17 protein-coding genes and 1 pseudogene are annotated in these 26,920 nt (G+C 72.5%); 5 read left to right on the forward strand and 13 right to left on the reverse strand.

The window, feature by feature from the left end; all coding sequences use genetic code 11:
• The 3 genes from ACIHAR_RS12445 to hypE are packed head-to-tail and all read left to right on the forward strand — an operon-like array spanning position 1 to position 2,529.
• Positions 1-315 carry a HypC/HybG/HupF family hydrogenase formation chaperone gene (locus ACIHAR_RS12445; protein ID WP_365468379.1) on the forward strand — a complete coding sequence of 105 codons (315 nt, stop codon included), beginning with the start codon at positions 1-3 and terminating at the stop codon, positions 313-315.
• On the forward strand, positions 312-1,454 hold the full coding sequence (gene hypD, locus ACIHAR_RS12450) for a hydrogenase formation protein HypD (RefSeq protein WP_400018994.1): 1,143 nt from the start codon (positions 312-314) through the stop codon (positions 1,452-1,454). Before ACIHAR_RS12445 ends, hypD begins: the two co-directional genes overlap by 4 nt.
• Positions 1,447-2,529 carry a hydrogenase expression/formation protein HypE gene (gene hypE, locus ACIHAR_RS12455; RefSeq protein WP_400018996.1) on the forward strand — a complete coding sequence of 361 codons (1,083 nt, stop codon included), beginning with the start codon at positions 1,447-1,449 and terminating at the stop codon, positions 2,527-2,529. Before hypD ends, hypE begins: the two co-directional genes overlap by 8 nt.
• Before the next feature lie 212 nt (positions 2,530-2,741).
• Here hypE and hypA read toward each other — a convergent pair whose 3' ends face one another.
• From hypA to ACIHAR_RS12495, 8 genes are all read right to left on the reverse strand, one after another.
• Positions 2,742-3,092, reverse strand: coding sequence for a hydrogenase maturation nickel metallochaperone HypA (hypA, locus tag ACIHAR_RS12460; protein ID WP_400018998.1), 351 nt, complete (start codon positions 3,090-3,092; stop codon positions 2,742-2,744).
• A 7-nt stretch (positions 3,093-3,099) separates the two neighbouring features.
• On the reverse strand, positions 3,100-3,300 hold the full coding sequence (locus ACIHAR_RS12465; RefSeq protein ID WP_365466770.1) for a hypothetical protein: 201 nt from the start codon (positions 3,298-3,300) through the stop codon (positions 3,100-3,102).
• Between the two features lie 22 nt (positions 3,301-3,322).
• Complete coding sequence (locus ACIHAR_RS12470; protein WP_365466768.1) at positions 3,323-3,529, reverse strand: hypothetical protein; 207 nt, start codon at positions 3,527-3,529, stop codon at positions 3,323-3,325.
• Between the two features lie 63 nt (positions 3,530-3,592).
• The gene (locus ACIHAR_RS12475) at positions 3,593-4,189 is read right to left on the reverse strand and encodes a DUF5947 family protein (protein ID WP_365466767.1); all 597 of its coding nucleotides are present in this window, start codon (positions 4,187-4,189) and stop codon (positions 3,593-3,595) included.
• The gene (locus ACIHAR_RS12480; RefSeq protein ID WP_365466766.1) at positions 4,186-4,749 is read right to left on the reverse strand and encodes a NifU family protein; all 564 of its coding nucleotides are present in this window, start codon (positions 4,747-4,749) and stop codon (positions 4,186-4,188) included. The genes ACIHAR_RS12475 and ACIHAR_RS12480 overlap by 4 nt, the downstream gene beginning before the upstream one ends.
• Positions 4,742-6,535, reverse strand: coding sequence for a nickel-dependent hydrogenase large subunit (locus tag ACIHAR_RS12485; RefSeq protein WP_365466764.1), 1,794 nt, complete (start codon positions 6,533-6,535; stop codon positions 4,742-4,744). Before ACIHAR_RS12485 ends, ACIHAR_RS12480 begins: the two co-directional genes overlap by 8 nt.
• A 64-nt stretch (positions 6,536-6,599) precedes the next feature.
• Positions 6,600-7,688, reverse strand: a complete 1,089-nt coding sequence (locus tag ACIHAR_RS12490) for a hydrogenase expression protein HypE (protein ID WP_365466762.1) — start codon at positions 7,686-7,688, stop codon at positions 6,600-6,602.
• Position 7,689: 1 nt separating this feature from the next.
• Positions 7,690-9,342: a hypothetical protein gene (locus ACIHAR_RS12495; protein WP_400019002.1), complete on the reverse strand. Its 1,653-nt coding sequence runs from the start codon at positions 9,340-9,342 to the stop codon at positions 7,690-7,692.
• 415 nt (positions 9,343-9,757) lie between these two features.
• On the opposite strand from ACIHAR_RS12495, the pseudogene ACIHAR_RS12500 reads away from it, so the two are divergent.
• Positions 9,758-9,883, forward strand: a pseudogene (locus ACIHAR_RS12500) (acetylglutamate kinase); the annotation flags it as partial.
• A 224-nt stretch (positions 9,884-10,107) separates the two neighbouring features.
• On the opposite strand, the gene ACIHAR_RS12505 reads toward ACIHAR_RS12500, so the two are convergent.
• Positions 10,108-10,626: a GNAT family N-acetyltransferase gene (locus ACIHAR_RS12505; protein WP_365466758.1), complete on the reverse strand. Its 519-nt coding sequence runs from the start codon at positions 10,624-10,626 to the stop codon at positions 10,108-10,110.
• A 114-nt stretch (positions 10,627-10,740) separates the two neighbouring features.
• Entirely contained in the window at positions 10,741-10,953 is a 213-nt protein-coding gene (locus ACIHAR_RS12510) for an MbtH family protein (RefSeq protein ID WP_365466756.1), read from the reverse strand.
• 227 nt (positions 10,954-11,180) lie between these two features.
• On the opposite strand from ACIHAR_RS12510, the gene ACIHAR_RS12515 reads away from it, so the two are divergent.
• A complete protein-coding gene (locus tag ACIHAR_RS12515; RefSeq protein ID WP_365466754.1) occupies positions 11,181-12,293 on the forward strand; it encodes an alpha/beta hydrolase-fold protein in 1,113 nt (370 codons plus the stop codon).
• Positions 12,294-12,461: 168 nt separating this feature from the next.
• Here the strand turns inward: ACIHAR_RS12515 and ACIHAR_RS12520 are convergent, their stop codons facing one another.
• The 3 genes from ACIHAR_RS12520 to ACIHAR_RS12530 are packed head-to-tail and all read right to left on the reverse strand — an operon-like array spanning position 12,462 to position 26,919.
• Positions 12,462-14,162 (reverse strand): ABC transporter ATP-binding protein, encoded by a 1,701-nt coding sequence (locus tag ACIHAR_RS12520; RefSeq protein ID WP_400019005.1) that lies wholly within the window; start codon positions 14,160-14,162, stop codon positions 12,462-12,464.
• Positions 14,149-25,074 carry an amino acid adenylation domain-containing protein gene (locus ACIHAR_RS12525; RefSeq protein WP_400019007.1) on the reverse strand — a complete coding sequence of 3,642 codons (10,926 nt, stop codon included), beginning with the start codon at positions 25,072-25,074 and terminating at the stop codon, positions 14,149-14,151. The genes ACIHAR_RS12520 and ACIHAR_RS12525 overlap by 14 nt, the downstream gene beginning before the upstream one ends.
• A gap of 57 nt (positions 25,075-25,131) precedes the next feature.
• Positions 25,132-26,919: an ABC transporter ATP-binding protein gene (locus ACIHAR_RS12530; protein WP_365466748.1), complete on the reverse strand. Its 1,788-nt coding sequence runs from the start codon at positions 26,917-26,919 to the stop codon at positions 25,132-25,134.
• Between the last annotated feature and the right edge of the window lies 1 nt (position 26,920).

Below are 26,920 nucleotides of genomic sequence, written 5' to 3' on the forward strand. Positions count from 1 at the left end.
ATGTGTTTGGCAGTGCCCGGCAAGGTCGTGGCCATCGACGACGGCGCCGACCCGCTCACCGGGCTGATCGACTTCGGCGGGGTGCGCAAACAGGCGTGCCTGGAGTACGTGCCCGACGTGCGGGTGGGCGAGTACGTCATCGTGCACGTCGGGTTCGCGCTCCAGCGCCTGGACGAGGAGTCGGCCCTGGCCTCCCTGGCGCTCTTCGAGGAACTGGGGCTGCTGGAGGAGGAGTTCGGGGATCCCTGGGCGCAGGCGGCCAAGGAGGCGGGAACCGCCGCGGTGGCGGAGGACAGCGGGAGTGAGGCCCGGTGAAGTACATCGACGAGTTCAACGACCCCGATCTGGCCCGGCGGCTGCTGGACGAGATCCGCGCCACCGCCACCCGGCCGTGGGCCCTGATGGAGGTGTGCGGCGGGCAGACCCACTCGATCATCCGGCACGGCATCGACCAACTACTGCCCGAGCAGGTGGAGTTGATCCACGGTCCGGGCTGTCCGGTGTGCGTCACTCCGCTGGAGGTCATCGACAAGGCGCTGGAGATCGCCTCGCGTCCCGGGGTGATCTTCTGTTCCTTCGGCGACATGCTCCGCGTGCCGGGCACCGACCGCGACCTGTTCCGGGTCAAGGGCGAGGGCGGGGACGTACGCGTGGTCTACTCGCCCCTCGACGCCCTGGAGCTGGCCCGCCGCCACCCGGACCGTGAGGTGGTCTTCTTCGCCATCGGATTCGAGACCACGGCTCCCGCCAACGCGATGGCCGTGCATCAGGCGCGCCGTCTGGGCCTGACCAACTTCAGTCTGCTGGTGTCGCACGTGCGGGTGCCCCCGGCCGTCGAGGCCATCATGACGGCGCCCGCCTGCCGGGTGCAGGGCTTCCTGGCCGCCGGGCACGTGTGCAGTGTGATGGGCACGGCCGAGTACCCGGTGCTCGCCGAGCGGTTCGGCGTGCCGATCGTGGTGACCGGCTTCGAGCCGCTGGACATCCTGGAGGGCATCCGCCGTGCGGTGCGGCAACTGGAGCGCGGTGAGCACCGGGTGGAGAACGCCTACGCGCGGGCCGTACGCGAGGACGGCAATCCGGCCGCGGTCCGCATGATCGAGGAGGTGTTCGAGGTGACCGACCGGTCCTGGCGCGGTATCGGGCGCATCCCCCACAGCGGCTGGCGGCTGACGGACGCCTTCCGCGCGTACGACGCCGAGCACCGCTTCGACGTCACCGGGATCCGTACCGAGGAACCCGCCGAGTGCCGCAGCGGCGAGGTGCTCCAGGGACTGATCAAGCCCACCGAGTGCGCCGCCTTCGGCACCACCTGCACCCCCCGCACCCCGCTCGGCGCCACCATGGTCTCCAGCGAGGGCGCCTGCGCGGCCTACTTCCTGTACCGCCGGATGAACGCCCCGGCGCCGCACGCCGACCGCGCCGCGCGGGAGGAGATGAACCCCGTTGGCTGAACTCACCGACCCCACCGTCGCGGCCCCGGTCGACCCCGCGAACTGGACCTGTCCCGCTCCCCTGCGCGACCAGCCGGTCGTGGTGATGGGACACGGCGGCGGCGGAGCGCTGTCGGCGGAACTGATGGAGCAGGTCTTCGCCCCCGCCTACGGCAACGCCACCCTCGCCGCTCTCGCCGACTCCGCCGTCCTCGAACTGGGCGGCGCGCGGCTGGCCTTCTCCACCGACTCCTACGTGGTGCGGCCGCTGTTCTTCCCCGGGGGCAGCCTCGGGGACCTCGCGGTCAACGGCACCGTCAACGACCTGGCGATGAGCGGTGCCCGGCCCGCGTACCTCTCCGCCGCCTTCGTCCTGGAAGAGGGCGTGGAACTCACCGTGGTCGAGCGGATCGCGCGCGCCATGGGTGCGGCGGCCGAGGCCGCCGGCGTCACGATCGCCACGGGAGACACCAAGGTGGTGGAGTCCGGGCACGGCGACGGCGTGTACGTCACCACCGCCGGGGTGGGGCTCGTGCCCGACGGGGTGGACATCCGCCCGCAGCGTGCGCGGCCGGGTGACGCGGTCGTCGTCAGCGGGCCGATCGGTCTCCACGGCGTCGCGATCATGAGTGTCCGGGAGGGACTGGAGTTCGGCGTCGAGGTGTCCAGCGACACCGCGCCGCTGGCGGGTCTGGTGGCGGCCATGCTGACGGTCACCCAGGACATCCATGTCCTGCGTGACCCCACTCGGGGCGGCCTGGCCGCGTCCCTGAACGAGATCGCCCGCGCGTCGGGAACCGGTGTCCGGCTGCGGGAGCGGGCCGTTCCGGTGCCGGACGCGGTGGCGAACGCGTGCGGCTTCCTGGGGCTCGATCCGCTCTACGTGGCCAACGAGGGCCGGCTGGTCGCCTTCGTGCCCCCGTCGGCGGCCGACGAGGTGGTCGCGGCGATGCGCGCCCACCCGCAGGGCTCCGGGGCCACGGTGATCGGCGAGTGCGTCGCCGACCACCCCGGCATGGTCGTGGTCTCCACCGGCCTCGGCGGCACCCGGGTGGTGGACCTGCCGCTCGGCGAGCAGCTGCCGCGCATCTGCTGAGGCGGGGGGGGGGGGGGGGGGGGGGGGGGGGCCCCGGCGGGGGGGGCCCCCCCCCGCGCCGGGGCGGGGGGCGGCGGGGGGGGGGGGGCCCCCCCGGGCCGCGGCGCCCCCGGGGGGGGGCCCCCGCCGCGGGGCGCCCGGCGCCCCCGCGGCGGGGGGGGGGGGGCGGGGGGGCCCCCCCCCCGGCGGGGGGGGGCCCCCCCCGCGCCAGGTCAGGCCGGCAGCGGCTCGATGGCGGTGATCTCCAGTTCCCGGCCGCTGCGCAGCTCGGTGGAGGGACGGTCGCAGCGCGGGCACCAGAAGAACGGGGGCATGCCCACCGGGAACTCCTCGGCGCACGGGCCGCACCAGGCCTGCGCGGGGACCTGCTCGACCACGAGCCGTGCCGCGGCGAGGGCGGTGCCGTCGCGGGCCACCTCGAAGGCGAAACCCAGGGCGTCGGGAACGACCCCCGCCAGCTCGCCGACCCGTACGGTCACCGCCGAGACGGCGTCCGTCCCGTCCGCCCGGGCCAGCTCGTCTGCGCGCTCGATGATCGCGGTCGCGATCGACAGCTCGTGCACGCTCGGCTCACGGGTACCGGTGGCCCGCGCGGAAGCCTCCGGCCATCCGCCAGATCCGCGCCTCGCGCCGCAGGCTGGGGAACTCCCAGGCCAGCAGCGCCAGAGCCAGACCGCCCACCACGGCGGCCTCGGCCTTCAGCACCCGCCGTCCGCTCGTCCCGGTCGCCCTGCCCGCGGCAGCCGACCATCGTGCTCGTTGGATCATCATTTCGGCGACTCCCTGCTGTCTCTCATCCCGGCGAGATGTTCGGCATGGTCTCCGCGAGGGCGTCATGCCGTTTCCAGTGGATTCCGGTGGAGCGGCGCGCGTCGGCGGTGCCGTCCTCGTGGTGCCCGATCTGGTCCTCGTACCGTCCTCGGTTGCCCTGGTGCATGCCGGCGACGTGCCCGGGCGTGTCGGGCTTCGCGTGGGGCCGGCCCACTCTGATCTTGCCCATGGGGTGCTCTCCTTCCTCGCCTCCGCCTGCCTCGCCTCGGTGGCGGTGCGGCGGAGCGCGTGCTCATGACCGCTCGGTGAGGTCCTCGAAGAACCTCTCGACGGCCGGCCAGACCCGGCCGCCGCCGGACAGGCCGCGCCACTCGCGTCGTACGAGGGCGACCATCCGGTAGCAGTCGTCGATCGGCACGATCCAGTGGTGGTCGAGGCCGTGGACGGTGTTCACCAGCAGTGCTTCCACCTCGGGTTCCACGGAGGCGAGCTGCGGACACGTGCCCGCCAGCCGCTGCCAGGCCGCCGCGTCCACCTCCCATCGCATGGCCCCGGCCGGACTCGGGCCCTGGGCGGTGACCGCGCCGTCGGCCCGGGGCACGAAGAAGACCAGGCCGACGGGCACGCCCAGGACCGCCGTGTCGACCCGGGGCAATCGGATGCGGCGCCGGGGCACGAGCCGGCACTGGCCGCCGCCCGCCCCGCCCTGGGCGAACAGCACGGAGCAGGGCCCGCAGACGCAGCGCACCTCGTCCTGGCCGGTGTCGTACAGGTGGGGATGCCCGTCGGGGACCGGCGCGGCGCACAGGTCGCACGCCTCCGCCGCGGCCGCCGCGGTGCGGTCGGCCGAGGAGCGGATGAGGCGGGCCAGCGCTCCGTCCGTGGTCACCGTGCTCCTCGGTGTGTGAGGGCGGCCAGCGGTACGAACGCCGGGGCGGACTGCCGCTCCGAGGGCGCCGGCAGCGGTTCCACCGCCGTGAGTTCCGGGGCGGCGGCGAGCACGGCCTCCCGGACGGCGTCGGTGACCTCGGCTCCTCCGCCGCCGCATCCCGAGCCGCATCCGCCGCCCGTCTTCAGGCGCACCCGGGCCACCTGCCCCTCCACACCGGCCCACTCCACGTCGCCGCCGCGTTCGCGTACGGCGGGCCGCAGCCGTTCGACGGCGCGGGCCGCCCGGCGTTCGGCGGGCTCGGGGTGGATGTCGTGCAGCACCAGCAGGTGTCCGAGCAGCTCGTCGTCGGCCAGGCGCTCGGCCAGCCGCGCGTCCCCGTGGTCCAGGACCCGGGCCAGCGCCTCGCCGTAGACCTCGGTCAGCAGCCGTACGGCCTCCGTCGCGGAGCGGGTGGTGGGGCCGGGCGCGGACTGGAGTGCTTCCAGCAGGTCGTCGAGCCGGGCCAGCCGCGCCTCCACGTCCGGGTCCGCCAGGCGTGCGGGACCGGCCTCAGCCATGGTTCGCCCCGTACGTCGGCGAGTGCAGGGTGGTGAGCGTCTTTCCCTTGCCGACGTACATGTGCACGCCGCACGGGAGGCAGGGGTCGAAGCTGCGGACGGTGCGCATGATGTCGACGCCCTTGAAGTCGTCGGGCCCGTTCTCCTCGAAGATGGGCTGGCCCTGGACGGCGTCCTCGTACGGGCCGGGGGTTCCGTAGATGTCGCGCGGGCTGGCGTTCCACGGGGTGGGCGGGTACGGGTGGTAGTTGGCGATCTTCTTGTCCTTGATCACCAGGTGGTGGGAGAGGACGCCGCGCACCGCCTCGTGGAAGCCGCAGCCGATCGCCTCGTCGGGCACCTCGTAGTTCTCGAACACCTTGGTCTCGCCCGCCCGGATGAGCCCCATGGCCTCCTCGAGGAACTGCAGGGCCATGGCGGCGGCGTAGGCGATGAAGTACGGCCGGGCGCGGTCCCGTTCGATGGTGTTGCTCCACTGCGGGATGCGCCATTCGAGGGTCGTCTCCGGCAGCTTCTCGCCCTTGGGCAGCGAGATGCGCACGCTGTTGCCGGTGGCCTTGACGTACGGGGTGTCGACCAGGCCGCTCAGCGCGGTCGACCACAGCCGGGCGAGCGGGCCGCCGCCGGTGTCGAGGGCGAGGTGCTGGTCGGTGGTCTTGTCGTACCAGCGGGGGCTCATCACCCAGCTGTACTTCTCGTCGAAGTCGCGCTTCTGGGGCACCGGGACGGTCGTCTGGTTCCACGGGTGGCGCATGTCGACGGGGTTGCCGAGCGGGTCGTGGGTGACGAAGGGCTGTTCGTTGACCCAGTCCTCGTAGTAGGAGCTGCCGAGCAGGATCCGCAGGCCGAGGTTGATGTCGACGAGGTTGTTGGTGACGAGCCGGCCGTCGACGATGACGCCCGGGGTCACGTACATCTCCTTGCCCCAGGTGTTCATCGTCTCGTACCGGTAGTCGACGGTCTTCGGGTCCTGGAAGGCGCCCCAGCAGCCCAGCAGGATGCGGCGGCGGCCGACCTCCTCGTAACCGGGCAGCGCCTCGTAGAAGAAGTCGAAGATGTCGTCGTTCATGGCCACGGCCTTCTTGACGAAGTCGATGACCCGCATGAGCCGGCTGAGGTAGTCGGTGAAGGTGTTCGGCTGCGGCATCGTGCCGACACCACCGGGGTAGAGCGTGGAGGGGTGGACGTGCCGCCCCTCCATCAGGCAGAACATCTCGCGGGTGACCCGGCTGACCTTCAGCGCCTCCTTGTAGACCTCGCCCTCGAAGGGGTTGAAGGCCCGCATGATGTCGGCGATCGTCCGGTAGCCGTGGAGGTCCCCGTGGGGCGCCTCGGTGCGTTCGGCGCGGGCCAGCACGCCGGGGTTGGTGGCCTTGACCATCGCCTCGCAGAAGTCCACGAACACCAGGTTGTCCTGGAAGATCGTGTGGTCGAACATGTACTCGGCCGCTTCACCGAGGTTGACGATGTAGTCGGCCAGCGGGGGCGGTTTGACGCCGTAGGCCATCTGCTGGGCGTAGTCGGAGCACGTGGTGTGGTTGTCGCCGCAGATGCCGCAGATCCGGGACGTGATGAAGCCGGCGTCGCGCGGGTCCTTGCCCTTCATGAACACCGAGTAGCCGCGGAACAGGGACGAGGTGCTGTGGCATTCCACGACTTCCCGGTTGGCGAAGTCGATCTTCGTGTAGATGCCCAGGTTGCCGATGATCCGGGTGATCGGATCCCAGGACATGTCCACGAGTTGTGGCGGCTTGCGCTCCGTGGGCCGGGCCTCGGTGGTCGTCATCTGCGGTACTGCCCCTCGCTGTCGGTGTTCCTGGGGTGGGTGGTGGGGTGGGGGTCGTGTGGCATCAGGGCCGCCAACGCGGGTCGTAACCGCTGGTCAGCTTCCGTTTGTTGTGGCGCCACTTGGGCTCGTGGTTGACCAGCTCGTTCGTCATCCCGCGCAGCCGGCGGATGACGGCCCCGTACGGCTTGATGGCCAGGGACGACAGGGTGCCGCCGGGCGGCTCGTCCATGAACGGCATGAACGCGTCGGGGAAGCCGGGCATGGTGCACCCGATGCAGATGCCGCCGACGTTCGGGCAGCCGCCGAGGCCGCCCATCCAGCCGCGCTTGGGCACGTTGCAGTTGACGACGGGACCCCAACAGCCGGTTTTCACCAGGCACTTGGGCGAGTTGTAGTCCTTGGCGAAGCTGGCCTGCTCGTAGTACGAGCCACGATCGCAGCCCTCGTGCACCGTCTTCCCGAACAGCCACTGCGGGCGCAGCATGTGGTCCAGCGGGGGCGGCGGAGCGGTTCCGGCCGCGTGGTAGAGGACCCAGACGAGGGTCTCCATGAAGTTCTCGGGCTGGATGGGGCAGCCTGGCACGTTGACGATCGGCAGGCCGCCCTGGGAGGTGAAGTCCCAGCCCAGGTAGTCGGCGAGGCCCATGCAGCCGGTCGGGTTGCCGGCCATGGCGTGGATGCCGCCGAAGGTGGCGCAGGTGCCGGCGGCCACCACCGCCCAGGCCTTGGGGGCCAGTTGGTCGATCCACCAGTTCAGGGTCTGTGGCTCACCGGTCTCCGGGTCGTTGCCGAAGGACGTCCAGTAGCCGTCGCCCTCGATGATGTTCTGGTTGGGGATCGAGCCCTCGATCACGAGGATGAACGGGGCGAGCTCGCCGCGCACCGCCGCCCGGTAGGGCGCGAGGAAGTCCTCGCCGCCCAGGCTCGGTGAGAGCACCTTGTTGACCAGGTTCACCTTCGGCAGACCCGGGATCAGACCGAGGACCACGTCCTCGATGGAGGGCTGGCCGGCGGCGGTCAGGGAGACGGTGTCGCCGTCGCAGCTCATCCCCTCGGAGATCCAGAGGATGTGGATCTCGTCGAAGCCCTGCCGGTCCTCGGCGCGGCTGGGTTCCTTGCTGACTTCGGTGGTACTGCTGTGGGTTGTCATGTCATCGGCCTCCGCTGCAGGGGGTCTCGGAGTCGGTCGTGTGCCGCGCCGGGGGTGCGGCGGGAGCCGGTGCCGGCGGCTCGTCCGGGGTGTCGGCGGGCTGGAGTGACTTGAGCTCGTCGGGCCGGAAGTAGTGGAAGCGGCCGTACCACTGGTGCAGTTCGGACGCGGGATCGTCGTCGAGGGTGACGGCGAGGTGCACGCTGCCGTCCACGTCGTGGAAGACCGCCGCCACCTCGGCGGTGCGCCCCGCCAGGAACATGTCCTGGGCGTCGGCGCCCCGGCCTCGTGGCCGGAGCCGCACACGGCTGCCACGGCCCAGCGGAACGCCGTCGACGAGCACCGTGTCGGTGGACGGTGAGAGGGCGTCGTCTCCGCCCTCCTGCCACCAAGTGGGACGTTCGGTTTCCGTGGGTGGCGTCGCCCGGGTGACCGGCACCAGGGAGCGGACGGCGCCGTGCAGCCGTGCGAAGACCTCCGGGGGCATGGTCTCGACCCGGTCGAGGATCGCGGCGGCCCGCGGGTCGGTGGCGCGGGCCTCGTGCTTCTCGTCGTCGGTCAGCAGCATCGTGCGCAGGGTGAGGATCTCGTCGATCTCGGCCGCGTCGTGCAGATCCCCCGGGCTCTCCGGGGCCACCTGCGGGTGGTCGGGGAGGATGATCGGGGAGGACAGCAGCACGTGTCCGCTGGCGCCGTCCTGCGGGCCCCGGGTGCCGGCGGGCACGGTGAGGGCGCCGGGGGCACGTCCGCCTTCCGTCACGGTGAGGGCTTCGGCGCCGGGGCCGCCTCCGCCTTCGGTACCGCCGGCACCGCCCAGGACCGGGAAGGTGAATTCGTTGCGGCAGGTGCTCGCAGGTGCGCGGAGGTCCGTGGGCGGATCGATCAGCGACGCGAACTCCACGCCTTCACCGCCGATGAGCGTGTGGGTGGCGATGAGCGCACGGCGGAGCGCCTCGTCGCGCGCGGTCCCCGGACCGGGTGCGGGGCCGATGTTGGCGGTGCGCACTCGGAGCCGGCAGAGGTCCTGCGAGAGCCGCTCGACGCTGAGGGTCGTGCTCGCCCGCACCTCCTCGCGGCTCCGCACCACCCGGCCGGCGTGGCCCGGCAGTGGCTCGGCGTCCGCACCGGCGGCCGCTCGCACGGGAACGGTGCGTGCGCCCTGGAGCAGGTCCTCGAGCGGCACCACGACATCCACCTCGCGCGGCACCGCCTCGTCGAAGGTCAGATGCACCGTGCCGTCGCCGGTCCGCAGCGACTCGACGGCGCGGTGGCCACCGCCCCGGCCGGCTTCCTCCACCTGCTTGCGCTGCATCTGCAGGTAACGAACGCGCACCCGTACGGCCGCGCCGGGCCGCCGGACGCGCAGCAGGCATTCGGTCTGCTGGTACCAGGAGTCGGCGGAGCCGGAGACACCGGGGACGACAGGGCCGTCGGCCTCCACCCAGTCCCGGGGGAAGAGCACTCCGAACTGCCACCGGACACGGTTCTTGGCCGAGGACCGGCGGTAGGGGTAGAGGAGGTAGCCCTCGTAGAGAACGGCGTCGGCCACGGCGCTCAACTGCTCGAAGGCGCAAGGGGACCGGCCCGGCGGCAGGTCCGCTCCACCCTTCGTGGCAGCGCACGCCGTGCCGCCTTCCAGCCGTCCCTGCGACATCGCGCCTCCTCGTCTCCGTGTGCAGGCCCATCCCTTCCACCACGGTCACACCACTCACCCAAGCCCGCCTCCTCCGGCGCAGTGCGACTGAGCCGTTGGAGGGGTGACTCCGGGTGATCGGCCGGTGGGCAGCGGGCGGGACCGTCCTGGGCGGGTGCCGGGACGTCGAGGACCGCTCTTGCCCTGAGTCATCGCGGGCGGTGGTCCGGCACTCGTCGCCGCACTGCTCACGGTCGGTAACTCACGTGATCGGGGGCGGAGGTTGGCCGCGACAGCGCTCGAGAGGAAGACCAATTCCCTACCGAGAGCAGCCAGTTAGGTTAGGCTAAGCTAAACGTGAGTCCCAGACCGTGACACGTGATCATGGGGAGGAACATCCGTGGGCTCACCGGCCATCGACCCCTACCCCATGGGGGCGCACGTGCTGGACGGCCGCGTGCCGCACGCGGTGCTGCACGGCGTCCTCGCGGAGACCAGCCCCGGCACGACCGTGGTACCCGACGGCAGCCGGGACCACGGGAAGGCGACCGGCACGGCATGACCGCCGCGGACGACGCCCGCCGCGCCCCGCCCCGCCCTGGCCTTCGCCCCCGCAGTGGCAGCCGGACGGATGAGCGCCGTCGGCAGGTGTGGCGCCGTCCTGGCGGGTCGCGCCGTTCCCCGCGCCCCTTCAGAGGCGCGACCGCGACGCGGGGACCCACGGTGCCGGAGGACCGCACGGGCCCCGGCGCCGTGCGTCGCGGCGATCCGTGGAGCAGTGGGCGATCACACGGTCCTGGCGAGGATCCGCGCGTTGCGTCGATGGTCCAGTGACTCCGCCCAGGACGGAGGCGCCAGGTGCGCGGTGGCGGGCGCGAACCCGTACCGGAGGAACAGGCCGCCCCCGCCGGTCGTCGCCGTGAACAGGGCGCCGAGCGACTGGGCGCGCGCCCTGGCCAGCACGGCGCGCAGAAGCGCGGCTCCCAGTCCGCCTCCCTGCCGGTGCCCGGACACGCAGAAGTTGTACACGACGCCGGCGGGTCCGCGGCCCTCCCCCGGCACGGCCGGGTGCGCGCGCAGGCCCACGCAGCCTTCCAGGGTGCCGTCGGGGGCCTCCACCACGAGGAAGTCGGCCGCGTGCGTGGTGTAGAGCGACACGGGCCGTTCCCTCAGCGCCCCCGAGCGTACGAAGGGCCGGGACAGGACGGCGAGTGCGGTGGCGTCCTCCTGACGGGCCGTCCGCACGGACGGCGTCAGCGGGAGCAGCCCGTCCGGCGGGGCAGGGCGCGGCGTGGCCGTGATCAACGCTTTCCTTCCTCGGTTCCACGGTCGAGGGACGGCTCGGCCGCCGGGCACGGCTCGGTGCGGGAACTCAGTGCTTGTAGGAGGCTTTTCCGGCGTGCCGTTCGCCGTGGAAGGTCAGTCGTCCATGGACGCCGCGAGGGACCGGGGGCGCAGATCGGTCCAGTGGGTCTCGACGTAGTCCAGGCACGCCTCCCGGGTGTTCTCGCCGAAGACGGTCGTCCATCCCCCGGGCACCTCGGCGAAGGACGGCCAGAGTGAGTGCTGGCCCTCGTCGTTGACCAGCACCAGGAAACGGCCTTCGGTGTCGTCAAAGGGGTTGGTGCTCATGTCCGGTGTCTCCTCGGGTCCGGGCAGGCCGGTGACAGCCCGCGTCGAGTACGGGGATCAGGTCGGGGGCGTGGATCGGGGACGGAAGCAATGTCATGATTAGGTTAGCCTCGCCTAAGCGAGAGCCTAGCCCTTCAACTTCCCTGTCACAAGGAGACGTTCATGCGGGTGCGCGCCATCGGCGCCGGCGACCGGGGCCCCGTCGCCGGCTATCTCACCGGCCGGCCATGACGGACCCCGCCCTCGGCCGGGCGGCCGACACGGAGAAGGGGTTCGCCGCGTACGGGCTGCCCGGCGAACCCGGTACCGACGAGTTCTGGGCGGCGGCGGGCGCACCCGCGTCCGTACCCGCGGACGAAGGCGGTTGGACGACCCTGTTCCTGTGGCGCGGGTCCGCGGCGAGCATCGGCTTCGAGGACCGGCCGGAGCCGGTGCCCCTGCGCCGCTGGGGCGACACCGACTGCTGGTACGCCGAGGTCCGCATGCCCGCGCGGCTGCGGGTGACCTACCGGTTCCTCGCGGACGATGCGGCGTACGCCGACCCCCTCAACCCGGTCGGCGCGGGCGGTGACCGGTCCATCGCCGCGACCCCGGACGCCCCCGCCCAGCCGCACTGGCCCGCCATCGGCGCCTCCGACGTCCTGCCCCTCCCGCGCACCCGGATCCGCTGGGCCAGTGAACGGCTCGGCGGGCGGCGTACCGTACGAGTCCACCCGGTGGGCGGCGGGGGGCCGGTGGTCCTGCTGCTCGACGGGGACGACTGGCTGTACCTGCACCCGGCCGTGACCGCGTTCGACTCGGCCGCCGCCAGTGGCGAGATGCCCGCCGCCACCCTCGTCTTCCTCCCGGCCAAGGACAGGAAGGCCGAGTTCGCCTGCAGGCCCGAACTGTGGGAGGCGGTCCGGGACGAACTGCTGCCCCTGGTCGCGGAGAGCGGCGTCACCGCCGACCGGGACCGGCTGGTGGTCGCCGGGCAGAGCCTCGGCGGGCTCAGCGCGCTGTACGCGGCACTGGAGTTCCCCGACCTGGTGTCCCGTGTCGCCTGCCAGTCGGGGTCGTTCTGGTGGACGCCGGACGCCATGGATCTGGCGGACCCCCTGGGCGGGCCGGTCGGAGGCGCCGTCGCCGCGCGCCTGCGGGAGCGCCCCGACCTGTCCCGTCTGCGGGTCGCGTTCGACGTCGGGGAGCACGAGACACGGATGCTGCCCCACTGCGAACTCACCGAGGCCTTGACCGAACAGGCCGGTGCGACCGTCCGGATCTCCCGCTCGGCGTCGGGCCACGATCGGGCGGGCTGGCGGCAGGCCCTGCTCAGGGACGTCGCCTGGGCGCTCGCCTGATCCAGGCCTCGACGGATCCGAGCGGCCTCGGGGAGCCCGGGCGGCCTGGGGGGCGCCCGGCTGCCTCGGGGAACCCGGGCGGCCCAGGAGGTGCCCCGCGGCCTCAAGAAATCCGGGCGGCCTCGGGGGCGCCGAGCCGAACGCTCCCCGGGCCGCCGGGAGGTCACGTCAGCGAGCCACCGCCGAGCAGTAGTCCTCGTCGGTGGCGAGGAGGTTGCGATGGGTGTCCTCGGCCGTGATGACGCCGTCGTCCAGGACGAGGACACGGTCGGCGGCGTCCAGGAGCGCCGGGCTGCTGGTGATCACGACGGTGGTGCGTCCCCGGCGCAGCTTCGCGACGTTGCGGGCGATGAGCTGCTCGGTGACCGCGTCCACGGCTGTCGTCGGGTCGTGCAGGACGAGGACGTCGGTGTCGGCGGCCAGGGCGCGGGCCAGCGACAGCCGTTGGCGCTGCCCCCCGGAGAGGTTGGCGCCGCGGTCGCGGACGCCGTAGTTGAGCCCTTCGCGGTGGAGGGCGACGACGTCGGTCAGCATGGACGCCTCGACGGCCTCCGGAACCGTCCGGCTGGTGCCCGACGGGTCGATGTTCGTGCGGAGGGTGCCCGCGAAGATCTCCGCGTCGTAGGGGTTCACCAGCATGTGCTCGCGGACCGCCTCGATCGACAGGTCGGCGAGCTCCCGCCCGCCCACCCGGACCACCCCCTCGTACGCCTCGGGCGGGACCCTCACCGCCAGGATCGACGCCAGGTCGGCCGCGGCACGCGGCTGGTAGGCGGCGATCGCCACGAACTCGCCCGCGTTCACCTGGAACTTCAGCCTGCGCAGGGACCCGTGCCGGACGCCGTCGATCTCGAGGTCCCCGCCCGCGGCCGGGCGCTCCGTCCCCGGGGTCGCCACCGGCGGTGCCGCCAGCACCAGCGCCATCCGCTCGGCCGACGCCCGCGCGATCATCACGTACTTGGGCATCTCCGAGAACAGCTTGAGCGGTTCCATGATGAACTGCGCCAGCCCCACGGCCATGACCAGTTCGCCGATGTTGATGCGGCCGTCGAACGCGAGCCACCCCGCCGTCAGGGTCACGGCGGCGGCGAGGACCGCGTTGAGGGCCAGGGCGGTGCCGGCGTACACGCCGTTCACCTTGGCGACGGTGATCGCCTGGTGCTTGGCCTCCGTGCTGACCCTCCGGTAGGACAGGAACGCCTGGTGGTTGCCTCCGAAGCCGTGCAGCGGGCGCAGTCCGGTGATCAGGTCGGCGACCTTGGCGCCCGCCCGTGCCACCCGGGCCTGCTGTTCCTGGGTGCTGGAGCCGATCCGCCGGGACATCACGCTCAGGATCGACAGGATCGCCACGGTTCCCACGATCACCAGCAGACCGAGCCGCACGTCGGCCAGGCCCAGCGCGACCGCCGCGACCAGTACCGCGACCAGCGAGCTGATCAGCAGCGGCACCACCTCGATGATGTCGGCGGTCTGGTCGGCGTCCTCGGTGGCGATGGTCAGCACCTCGCCGGACTTCAGGTCGACGTCCCTGGCCACCGGCTGGAGTCCGCAGGCGGCCACCTGCACCCGCCAGCGATGTGCCTCGGTCGTGTTGGCCTTCTGCAGGACGCGCATCCCGAACCGCCACGACAGCGACACCGTCGTGATGATCACGGCCAGCGCGGCGATCGACAGGCCGAGCGATCCGAGGCTGCGGTCCCGCATCGTGTGTTCGACGATCAGGCCGAGCGCGATGGGAAAGGCCGTCTCGCCCGCCTGGTACAGGCCCATGAGGACGGTGCCCGAGGCCATGGCGCCGACATTGCGGCGCAGTGCGGTGCGGAGGATGTCGGACCCCGAGCGGGTCCGCTGCGTGTCAGGAGTTGTCATCGAGGTGGCGGGCAATCGCTTCCGGGGTTCGCAGGGTGAACAGATCGCGGATCGTGATCACGGGACCGTACTCCCGGCGGAGCAGCCCGATCAGCCGCACCGCCAGCATGGAGTGTCCTCCCAGGGACACGAAGTCGCTCACCGCGCTCACCTCGTCGTCGTCCAGGTCCAGTGCCTCGGCGAAGAACTCGCACACCACGGTCTCGGTCTCGGTCTCCGGGCCGCGCTCCCCCGCCGTCGTCAACGCGCCGAGCGGCTTGGCCTCCGGCAGCGCCTTCGTGTCAGCCTTCCCGTTCACCGTCAGGGGGATGCTGTCGACCTGGGCGTAGTGCGTCGGCCGCAGGAAGTCCGGCAGGCCGGCGCCCACTTCGGCGGCCACGGCCGCCAGTTCCGCGCCCTCCAGCACCAGATAGGCGGCCAGCCGGTACGCGCCGTCGACCTGCGGGTCGGGCTGGGCGACCGCGGCGACGAAGCGCACGGCCGGGTGCGCCGCGAACACGGCCTCGACCTCGCCGAGTTCTACCCGGTGCCCGCGGATCTTGACCTGCTGGTCGGTGCGGCCCAGGTACATCAGGTTCCCGTCGGGCCGGCGGACCACCAGGTCGCCGGTGCGGTACATGCGCTCGCCGGGTGCGCCGAACGGGCACGCGACGAAGCGGTGCGCGGTCTGGGCGGGCTGCCCGAGATAGCCGCGCGCGATGCCGACGCCCGCCACGTACAGCTCGCCGGGAACCCCGTCCGGCAGGGGCCGCAGCCACGGGTCCAGCACGTACACGTCGGTGTTGTCGATGGCCACGCCCACCACAGGGTCAGCGCACTCGAAGGTGCCGACGCCGAGGGTGTTGATGGTGTACTCGGTGGGCCCGTACAGGTTGTAGCCGACCGTCCCCTCGGTCTCGGCGAGCCGCTGCCACAGGGTCGGGGTGACGGCCTCGCCGCCCAGCAGCACCAGCGCCGGGCGCCGTTCCGGGTCGTCCAGCAGGCCCTCGGCCACCAGCTGCTGCGCGTAGGTCGGGGTCACGTTGACGACGTCGATCCCGTGCTCGAGGCAGTACTCGACGAGCCGGGGCGCGTCACGGCGCAACTCCTCGTCGCAGATGTGCACTTCGTGGCCGTCGGCGAGCCACAGCAGCTCCTCCCACGACATGTCGAACGCGAACGACACGGTGTGGGCGATGCGGAAGACCCGGTGGCCGTGGTCCGCCAGCACCGGTTCGAAGATCCGCCGCTGATGGTTGACCAGCATGTTGGTGAGCCCTGCGTACTCGGTCACCACACCCTTGGGCTTCCCGGTCGATCCGGAGGTGTAGATCGTGTACGCGGGGTGCCGCAGACGGTTCGGGTCGTCGGGCGCGAACGTGACGAACGGCTCGGCCTCGGGCAGCGGGCGGTCCAGCTCGATCAGGTCGCCGGTGAGCGAGGCCAGCCGCGGCGACACGGAGCTCACGGTGAGGATCACCTCCGGGCGGGCGTCCTCGACGATCGACGCGATCCGCTCGTCCGGGTGGTCCAGCTCCAGCGGCACGTACGCGGCACCGACGCGCAGTACGGCGAACAGCGCCACGATCGAGTCGAGGGAGCGCGGGATCGCGAGACCCACGGTCGTCTCGGGGCCGATGCCACGGGCGGCGAGCACGCCCGCCACCGCGCGGCTGCGGTCCCGGAGCCGGGCGAAGGTCATGGTCGAGCCGTGGGCGACGAGCGCCACCCGCCCCGGGTCACGATCCGCCGCCCGGTCGAACCGGTCGACCACCGTGTCCGTCCCGACGTCCGTGCGTTCGGCGGGCTCGGGCTCCTGCCCCAGCCCCCGCAGCGCGCCCATCGGCCCGGTCGACCGGGCCAGGTCTTCGAGCACGCCCAGGTAGTCGTCGAGGAGACGACGGGCGTTCCCGGTGTCGCCGTCGCGGTACTCCAGCTTGACCGTGAGCCGGTCGCCGGGCGTGACGACCCAGGTGAAGGGATAGTGGGTGGAGTCGTCGGCCTTGACCGAGGTGATGCCGTGCCGGGCGTTCATCTCGGCCAACGCGTCGAGGTCCAAAAAGTTCTGGAGCACGAACAGGTTGTCGAACAGGGTGTCGTGCCCGCTGGCCCGCTGGATCTCGCCGAGCCCGAGGTGTTCGTGCTCCATCGCCTCGACCCTGGCCGCCTGCACGGCCGACAGGTACTCCCGGACCGAGTCGTCCGGCCGTGCCCGCGTCCACAGGGGCACGGTGTTGAGCAGAACGCCGACGATGCCGTCCAGGCCCTCGCCCTCCCGGCCGGACACGGTCACGCCGAAGACGGCGTCACCGCGGCCCGTGTGGGCGCCCAGCAGGAGGCCGAACGCACCGGTCAGCACCGAGTTCAGCGTGACGCCGTGCGTCCTGGCCGCGTCCCGCAGCAGGTCCGACCGTTCGGCCGACAGCGTGTGCACGAGCGCGCGCGGCAGTTCGTCGGAGAGGGCCGGCGCCGGGCCGGCGAGCAGCGTCGGACCGGGGAGGCCGGCCAGGTGCTGCGCCCAGAAGCGTTCCGACGCGGCGGAGTCCTTTGCGGCGAGCGCGCGGGCGTGGTCCTCGAAGCTCGGCGTGGCCGGGGCCGGGTCGAGCGACTCGCCCGCCAGGACGGCCTCATAGGCGTCGAACAGGTCCCGCAGGACGATCTCGCGGGACCAGCCGTCCCACAGCAGCAGGTGGTAGCTCAGCAGCAGGCCGTCGCGGTCGTCGGGCAGACGGACCACGGTCGTCCGGATCAGCGGCGGCTCACCGGGGTCGAACCCGGTGTCGCGGTCCCGGGCGCGCAGCGCCTCGACCTCCGCGTCGGTCGACAGCCGGACGGTGCGGACGTCGCCCCGGCGGCCCGCGGAGAGGACCTGGACGGGGTTCCCGTCGTCGTCGGTGGTGAAGCCGGCGCCGACGACCGGGTGCCGGGCGATCACGTACGCCATCGCCTCCGCCAGCGCGTCGGTGTCCAGGCGCCGGTCGAAGGTGAACCAGCTCTGGGCGACGTAGTGCCCCGCGGAGCCCGCCATCTGGGCCTGGAAGAACAGGCCCCGCTGGAGCGGTGTGACCGGTGCGGTGCGCTCGGCGGTCGCGGAGGCGTCCGCGATGCGTTCCAGGGCGCTCCGCCAGTGCCGGGTGATCTCGTCGGGGATGCCCTCGGCGAGGATGAACTCGGCGTGCAGGCTCCCGGTGTCCGCGTCGAGCCACGCGTTGACCTCGACGGCGTACGGGCTGCCCTGGTCGCCGGCGGTGATGTGGAGTGCCTGGGACTCGCTGCCCCGGCCGAGGTAGTTGAACAGCACCTGTGGGCGGGCGGTCAGCAGCGGGGCCGTCTGCGGGTTGAGGTACCGGAGCCGGCCGTAGGCGACGTGCCCGCACTCGTCCGGCTGGCGTGCGGCGACCTCGCGCGCCGCGGCGACGGGGTCGGTGTGCGCGGTGAGCCGCACGGGCGCGATGGCGGTGAACCAGCCGACCGTGCGGGTGTAGTCGTGGTGCTCGAGGACGGGGACCCGGCCGTGCCGCTCCAGTTCGATCGCGAGATCGGTGGGTGACGGCTGGACGCGGGTCAGCGCGGTGCGCAGCGCGCCGCACAGCAGCTCGGTGAGACCGACGCCGAGTGCGGCGGGCGCGGTACGCGTCACGCGGTCGCTCACCTCGGGTGGGAGCACGACGGTGGTCTCGCGCAGCTCCCCGATCGCCGGGAGGAGTCCGGGCGCCTGAAGTGTCGTGATCCAGTGGCCGACGTCGTCGACGTCCTGGGTGGACCGGAGCGCCAGCGCTTCGGCGTACTCGGCGTACGACGTGGTCGGCGGTGCCAGGGGCTCTCCGCGCAGGGCGCAGGCCAGGTCGTCCAGCAGGACCAGCCAGGACACCGAGTCGACGGCGAGGTGGTGCACGGTGACCACGAGGGTCCGGCTCGCCTCCAGCCACGCGAACGCGACGACGTCCCCGGACTCGGGGTCGAGTCGTCCGGCGGCTTCGTTCGCCACGGCCGTAGCGTCGGTCGTGTCCGCCCGTACGACGGTGACCTCGCGGGCGGGTTCGGTGCGCAGGGCCCACACCCCGTGCTCGACGCGCAGCCGGAGCCGGAGGACCGGGTGCGCGGCCACGACGGCGTTCGCGGCGCGCTCGGCGTCGGCGAACGCGGTGCCCTCGGGGGCCACGAGCGTCCGGGCCTGCGCGAACCGGGTGAGGGAGCCGCCCAGTTCGCGCCGGCGCAGGATGATCGGCGTCGGTGCGAGCGGGCCGTCCTCGGGGCGGGCGGGTGCGGGAGCGGACGCCGCGGCCTGCGGTGTGTGCCTTCCCAGGTGCTCGGCGAGCGCGCGCGGCGTCCTGAACAGGAACACGTCCCGGGGCGCGATCGCGAGGCCGAGCGCCCTGGCCCGGTTGACCACGGTGATGGCGACGATGCTGTCGCCGCCGGCCCGGAAGAAGTCGGTGCCGGCGTCGACGGCCGAGCCGGGCAGCGTGTCGGTGAAGATGTCGACCAGTGCGGTGAGCACGGAGTCACTCGTGGTCACAGGGATGTCGTCCTGTGCGGCACGTGCGGCACGTGCGGCCAGAGCCTTCCGGTCCAGCTTCCCGTTGACCGTCAGCGGCAGCGCGTCGACCGTCAGCACCCGCCCCGGCACCATGTGCGCGGGCAGCTTCGCGGACAGCAGGGCGGTGAGGTCGCCGGGCGCCCGGCCCACGACGTGCGCGACCAGGTGGTCGCCGCTGTCCGCCACGGTGACGGCCACGTCGACCACGCCGTCGACCTCCCTGAGCGCGGACTCGACCTCGCCGAGCTCGATGCGGAAGCCCTTGAGCTGCACCTGGTCGTCGGCGCGGCCGGTGAACTCCAGCTCACCGTCGAGTGTGCGGAGGGCGAGGTCGCCGGTGTGGTACATGCGGGAGCCGTCGTTCGTGAACGGGTTCGCCACGAACCGGCCCGCGGTGAGCCCCGGCCTGCCCAGGTAGCCGAGCGACACCTGGTCGCCGGCGACGTAGATGGCGCCCACCCGGCCCGGCGGCACCGGCCGGAGCCTCTCGTCGAGCAGGTAGGTGACCAGGCCGGGGATCGGACCGCCGATCGGGCTGACGTCGTCGCCGGAGCGGAAGTCCTCGTCCGTCAGCACCCGGTGGGTGACGTGGACGGTGGTCTCGGTGATGCCGTACATGTTGACCAGTTCGGGCGATGCGGTGCCGTGCCGCTCGACCCAGCCGCGCAGCCGCCCGAGATCCAGCGCCTCGCCTCCGAAGATGATCCGGCGCAGTGCGGGCAGCGGCTCGCCGGCGTGCCGGTCGGCCTCGATGAACTGGTAGAACGCCGACGGTGTCTGGTTGAGCACGGTGACCCCGCGCTCGCGGACCAGCCGGTGGAAGTCGACCGGTGAGCGGGTCAGTCCGTACTCCGGCACCAGCAGCTCACCGCCGTGCGCCAGCGCGCCCCACAGCTCCCAGACCGCGAAGTCGAAGGAGTAGGAGTGGAACTGGACCCATACGTCCTGCGGGCCGAAGTCCATGTCGGGCCGGGTGTTCGCGAGCAGCGACACCACACTGGAGTGCGGGACGACGACGCCCTTGGGGCGGCCGGTCGATCCGGACGTGTAGATCACGTACGCGGGGTCGTGCCGGCTGACCTCGGAAGCGGCCTCGGGGGCGCCCTCGGCGGTTCCCAGGGGCCGCTCCTCTCCCTGCACCAGCACGCGGGCGGGCAGCCCCGCCCGGGCCAGCAGTTCGGTGAAGCGGTCCTGCTGCGCGCGGTCCACGAGCACGACCTGCGGAGCGGCGTCGGCCAGGATGTACTCCAGCCGTTCGTCCGGGTACGCCAGGTCCAGCGGCACGTAGGCGCCGCCCGCGGTGACGATCGCGACGAGGGCGACGACCTGCTCGAGGGAGCGCGGGACGGCCACGGCGACCCGCTTGCCCGGTCCGACGCCGGCCGCGCGCAGCGCCGAGGCCAACTCGTTCTTGGCCTCCGCCAGTTCGCCGTACGTCAGTGACCGGGTGCCGCCGTCGAGGGCGCACTGGGTGACGGCGGTGGCGGCGGGGTCGCGGTGCGCGGCGGCGTCGAACAGTCCGCCCAAGGTCACCGGGGTGATCGGGACGGGACTCCGGGCGACCTCGGGCGCCAGGTCGTCGACCAGGGCGTCCGGCCGGGTGAGCAGGCCGGTGAGGGTCTGCGTGAACGTCCGCAGGATCGCCCGGGCAGCCGCCTCCCGCAGCAGTGCGCCGTCGTAGACGAGGTTGAAGCGCGGCCGGCCGTCGAGGGTGCGTTCCACCACCAGGGTCAACGGGTAGTGCGGGGCGCCCTCGTTCACGATGTCCGTGATGACCAGCGTGTCGCCGGGTCGCCGCAGAGCGTCCACATCGGTCGCGACGTCGAACACCACCAGGGTGTCGAACAGGGAACCGGCCCCGGCCTGGCGCCCGATCCTGGCCAGCGAGACGTGCTGGTGCGGCAGCACCGCGCTCTGGTGTTCCCGCACGGAGGCGAGGAGGTCCCGCGCCGTGGTCGTGCCGGTCCAGCGGGCGCGTACGGGGATCGTGTTGATGAACAGGCCCACCATGTCCTCGATGCCGGGCACGTCGGCGTCGCGCCCGGACACCGTGGAGCCGAACACCACGTCCCTGCCGTGCAGGATGCCGCCCAGGGTCACCGCCCAGGCGCTGTGCACGGCCACGCTCAGCGGCACGCCTGCCGCCCGGACGGCCGCGTCGACGTCGTCGCCCGGCTCCACCGCGGTGTCGGCGAACCGGTCGGACGGGGTGTGTCCTGCGGCGACCAGCGAGGGGCCGGGCAGACCGGCGAGCTCGTCGCGCCACACCCGGTCGCTCTCGTCGTCGTCGCGTCCGGCGAGCCATCGCACGTAGTCGGGGAAGCCGCCGAGCGGGTACACGGTCCCCGGCGCGTGGTACTCGGCCAGCAGAGCGCGGAGCATCGGCGGCACCGACCAGCCGTCGGCGATGATGTGGTGCACGGTCTGCACCAGGACGTTCCGGCCGGAGCCGGCGCGCAGGAGCGTGTACCGCATCAGCGGGCCGGCGGCCAGGTCGAACCCGGCACGGCGGTCCCGTTCGGCGAGGTCGCGTATCTCCTCGTCGGTGATGCCGGGGCGGTCCAGCGTGGTGAAGGGCGCCTCCACGCCGCTCTCCAGTACGGAGACCACACGGCCGTCGGCGAGGGCCGTGAAGCGTGCGGCCAGGTTTGGGTACAGGGTGAGCAGCCGGGTGGCCGCGGCCGCGAGCCGGTCGGCGTCCACGTCGCCGTGCAGCGTGAGCAGTTGCTGCTCGACGTAGGCGCCGGCCGAGTCGTCGTCGAAGACCGAGTGGAAGTACAGGCCCTCCTGCAGCGGGGTCAGCGGCAGGATGTCCCGCAGCGCCGGGCCGTCCAGGGCGTCGACGTCGGCCTGCGTGAGCGGCACCAGGGGGAAGTCGCTGGGAGAGTGGCCGCCCCGGTCGAGCGCGGCCAGCCCGGCCAGGGCCGCGCGGAAGTACCCGCCGATGGTCGTGATGTCCTCGTCGGTGAACATCCCGTCGGGCCAGGAGATGGTGGTGACCAGTTCGTACTCGCCGCCGGTCGAGGCGGGTTCGGCGATCGCGTTGAACTCCAGGGCGCGCGGCAGGCGCATCCGCGGGTCGCGCTTCTCGCCCAGTTGCCCCGTGGTGCGGGCGAGTTGCCAGTCTCCGGACGCGCCCGCGTCGTAGCGGCCCAGGTAGTTGAAGAGCACGTGGGGCGCGGGGGCGTCGAACCCGGTGTGGGTCAGGTACCGCAGGGCGCCGTAGGAGACGCCGTTGTCCGGCACCTGGGCCAGGTCTTCCTTGACCGCCTTGAGCGCGGCGGCCAGGTATGCGGGTGCGGTGAAGTCGGCCGCCGGGCCCGGGTCGACGATCACCGGGAACAGGGTGGTGAACCAGCCGACGGTCCGCGACAGTTCGGGCTCGAATCCGGCGGAGGCCGCCACGAACCGTGCTTCGCGGCCGTGGCCCTCGAGTTCGATGTGCGCGAACGTCTGGTCCTGGCCGAGGTCGCGGCGCCACCGTGCGAGGGTGACGGCGAGCGCGGTCATCAGGACGTCGTTGACGCCCGCGTGGAACTTCGCGGGTGTCTCGCCCAGCAGCGCGGCCGTTGTCTCGGGTCCGACCGAGACGGTCCGCAGTCGCTCCCTCGCGACGGTGTCGGTTTCGGACAGCGCGCGTCGGCCGACGAGTCGGTCCTCTCCCGGCAGCGGGCGCCGGTGGTAGGAACTGTCCGCGTCGAACGCCGCGCGCTCCAGCATCTGGGTCCAGCGCCGGAACGACGTGCCCACCGGGGGCAACTCGATCGGCGCGCCCGAGGCGAACTGCCGCCATGCGGTGGCCAGGTCGTCCATGAGGACCCGCCAGGACACGCCGTCGATCACCACGTGGTGTGCGACCAGGATCAGCTGCCGTGCCTCGCGGCGCCATACCGCGCGCAGCATCACGCCGTTGTCGGGGTCCAGGCCGTCGGTGGCGAGCGCGACGCACTCGTCGAGCGGCCGATCGCTCTCCTGCCACCACGGAAAGGCCTGGTCCGCCTCCGGGATGTCGAAGCTCCAGCGGTCGCCGCGCACCAGCCTGGCGCGCAGCATGTGGTGCCGGCCGACCACGGCGCCGAGGATCTCGTGGAGGGCGTCGGCGGTCAGGTCCGCCGGGGTGTTCAGCACCACCGACTGCACGAAGCCGTCGATCGCGTCCGTCGTCTCGCCGAGCCACTGCACGATGGGCGATCCCACGACGGAACCGGTCGGGACGTCCCTGTGGTCGACCGTGGCGGTGTCCTCACGGCTCGCCACCGCCGCCAGCGCCCCCACGGTGCTGTGGGTGAAGATCTGCCGTGCCGTCACGTAGAGGCCCGCGTCGCGCAGCGCGCTCAGCAGCGAGATCGCCAGGATGCTGTCTCCGCCGAGCTGGAAGAAGTCCTGGTCGACGCCGACCTCGTCGAGCCGCAGCACCGTCGCGACCGCCGCGCACACGGCCCGTTCGTTGTCGGTGGTGGGCTGGACGGCCGAGCCCGTCCCGATCGTGGGCTCCGGCAGCGCGCGCCGGTCGATCTTGCCGTTGGCGGTGAGCGGGAACTCGTCCATGACGACGATGTGGGCGGGCACCATGTACTCCACCATGTGCTCGACGGCCCACGCCTTCACGGACTCCGCCCGCAGGTCCTCGCTTCCGGCGGCCGGGATCACGTACCCCACGAGGTAGGTGCCGCCGGCCGTGTTCTTCTTCGCGACGACGCAGGTGTGCCGTACCGCGGGGTGCTCCGCGAGACCGACCTCGACGTCCTCGATCTCCAGCCGCATACCGCGGATCTTGATCTGGTTGTCGGCCCGGCCCAGGAAGTCCAGCGACCCGTCCGGGGCGAACCGCGCGAGGTCACCGGTCCGGTACAGCCGGGAGCCGTCCGTCGCGAAGGGGTTCGCCACGAAGCGGGACGCCGTCAGGCCGGGCGCGTTGACGTATCCGCGTCCCAGGAGGAAGCCCCCCACGTACAGTTCGCCGCCGACCCCGACCGGGACCGGGCGCAGTTCGTCGTCCAGCACGTACAGCTGGGTGTTGGGGTTGGCCTTGCCGATCGACGTCGACAGGCGTTCCGCCTCGCCCCGGTAGATGACGTGCGAGACGCCGATCGTCGTCTCGGCGGGGCCGTAGCCGTGGTACATGGGGATGTCGAGCCTGGTGCGGAACCGCTCGTACAGCTCCGGGGTCAGCACCTCGCCGCCGCACCACACGTGCCGCAGGCTGTCCAGCCGGTCGGAGTCGCCCGCGATCTCCAGCAGCACGTCCAGCATGGACGACACCAGGTACGTGAAGGTGACGCGCTGTTCGGCGATGACGCTCAGCAGGTGGTGCGGGTCGCGTTCGCCGCCGGGCCGCAGGACCACCAGTCTGCCGCCGCTGATCAGCGGCAGGAAGATCTCGTTGACGGAGATGTCGAAGGACAGCGGCGCCTTGAACAGCGACGCGTCGTCGGGGCCGAAGCCGAGGATCTCGTTCACCTGCCACAGCAGGCGTTCGCTGATGGCCTCGTGGCGGATCATCGCGCCCTTGGGCCGACCGGTGGAGCCGGACGTGAAGATGACGTAGGCCAGGGCGTTGCCGTGGACCGTGACGCCGGTCCCCTCGGTGGGGTAGGAGCCGAACCGCCAGTCGCCGAGGTCGACGGCGACGGCCTCCGGTTCGTCCGGATCGTGTTCGCCCGAGTCGTTGAGCTGCACCACGACCCGTGCGTCCTCGATGACGACGGCGCGGCGCGCGGCGGGCCACTGCGGATCGAGGGGCACGAACGCGCACCCGGCCTGGAGCACGGCGAGCAGCCCGATCACCATGTCGGCGGAGCGGCCCAGCGAGATGCCGACGACCTGTTCGGCCCTGAGTCCTCGTTCGACGAGGTGGTGGGCCAACTGGCTGGACAGCTCGCATGCCTGACGGTAGGTCAGTGAGCGCCGCTCGTCGACGACGGCGACGGCGTCCGGCCGGGTCCGCGCCTGCTCGCGGAACATCTCCACCAGGGTCGGGCGGATTCGGTCGGCCTGGTTGTCGTTCCACTCGGCCAGCGCCTCGAGCCTCGCCGCCGTGTCGGCCGGGGCGATGGTGCCGAGGGGCCGGTCCGGGAAGTCGGCCAGGTCGTCCAGCGCGAGCTGTGCGTCGGCCGGCACGACGCCTTCCGGGACGGTGATGCTCCGGCCGTCCGCGCCGACCTCCCAACCACCGGGCGCCGTCCCTCCGTTGTCGACCCATGCGAGGACGTCGGCGAACAGGGTGGCGGGGGTGAGGTCGATGCCGTCGGGGCTCCCGCCCGTCGCCCAGTAGGACAAGCCGATGGCGCACGCTTCGGCGATGGCCCGGTCGGAGTGGTCGCCGACGCGCCGGCGGACGTCGGCCAGGCGCTGGGGAGAAAGCAGTATGTGACGAGCGCTCGGTTCCATCATCGAAGAATCAGCACCCTTCCAAGGAATGAAAGTGAGCCTAACCTAAGTTAGGCCTACCTAACTACCCTCTCGCCAAGCGCGCCACAGCCGCGCGTACCGGCCGCCCAGGGCCACCAACTCCTCGTGGGTTCCCTGCTCCACGACGCGTCCGGCGTCCAGCACGGCGATGCGGTCCGCCGCCATCGCCTGGGTCAGCCGGTGTGCCACGAACAGGGTGGTCCGGCCCGAGCAGGCCGCCAGCACGGCCCGCTCCAGCTCGGCGGCGCCCTCGCTGCCGGCCTCCGCGGTCGACTCGTCGAGCACCACCACCGGCGACCGGCGCAGCACCAGCCGGGCCAGGGCGATCTGGGCGACCTTGGTGACGTCCAGGCGTTCGCCGCCCTCGCCGACCGGGGTGTACAGCCCGTCGGGCAGCGCGTCGACCCACTCGTCGGCGCCGACCGTGCGCAAGGCGTCCCGCAGTTCGGCGTCGGTCGCTTCCGGCGCGGCCAGCCGCAGGTCGTCGGCGAGCGGGCCGGAGAACACGTGTGTCTCCTGGGTCAGGATGCTCACCAAGGCCCGCGCCCCGGCCTCGTCCAGACCGGCGAGGTCGGTCGGCCCGACGCGCACCGACCCGGCCTGCGGTGTCCCGATGCCCGCGATCAGCGCGGCCAGGGTCGTCTTGCCCGCGCCCGTCGCCCCCACCAGCGCGAGCGAACCGCCGCCCGGAATCGTCAGGTCGACGTCCCGGAGGACCGGTTCGTCGGTGCCGGGGTAACGGAACGTCAGCCCCCGCACGGTCACCGGGTACGACGCGGCGTCCACCGACGCGGCGGCCGCGTCGCCCACCAGCCGTTCCTCGGCGGACTCCCCCAGCACCCCGACCAGCCGGGTCAGGCTCGCGCCCGACTTCTGCGCCTCGTCGAAGGTGAACATGATCAGGCCCAGCGGGGTGAACAGCCGGTGGAACAGCAGCGGGGCCGCCGACACCTCGCCCAGGCTGGCCGCATCGGCCTCCAGCAGGGCGTACCCCACCACGAGGATGAGGACCAGACCGATGAACTCGGCGCGGTTCTCCCTGCCGACGAAGCGGCCGAAGAACCGGAACACCTCGATGCCGAGGTTGCGCACCCGCCACGACTCGCTGGTGACCTTCTCGCGGAAGGCGTTCTCGAGGCGGTACGCACGGACCGTGTCGATGCCGTTCAGGCCGCTGATCAACGCCTGCGCACGGTCGGCCTGGGCCGCACGCTGCTTCCGGTAGAGCGGGGCGGACCGGGGGAGATACCAGCGCAGGGCCAGCGCGTACGCGGGCAGCGCGCCGGCGCCCGCCAGACCGAGCCGCCAGTCAAGTCCGAACATCCCGACCGTGGCGATGACGACCAGCACTCCCGCCGAGAACACCGTCGGGATGGCCATGCGGATGCCCTTGGAGACGACGGCCACGTCGTCGCCGACCCGGGACAGCACGTCCCCCCGGCCGACCTGCTCGATCCGTGCGCTCGGCATGCCCAGCACCGCCCGCACGGCGCCTTCCCGCAGCCGCGCGAGGAGATCCGCGCCCAGCCGCCCGATCAGGTAGGTCGACGCCGCGGTGGCCGCCGCGCCGAGCAGCGCGGCGGCCCCCATCAAAGCCCCGACCGTGACCAGGACCGAGCGCGGTTCGCCCCCGACGACCCCGTCGACCACCCGGCCGAGCAGGAGCACCGGGAGTACCTGGAGTGCAGCCCCGGCCACCGTGGTGAGCACGGTGGCGACCGTCAGCCATGGCACCTCGCGGCAGTGCGCCGCGACCCATCGGGTGGCCTCGCGGCCGGTCGCCGTGTGCAGGACGGCCGGGGCGACGCGCGTGTCGGTCGTGCTCACA

Origin of the sequence: Streptomyces sp. NPDC052016 (genome assembly GCF_044548445.1) — a bacterium.
Classification (GTDB): Bacteria; Actinomycetota; Actinomycetes; order Streptomycetales; family Streptomycetaceae; genus Streptomyces.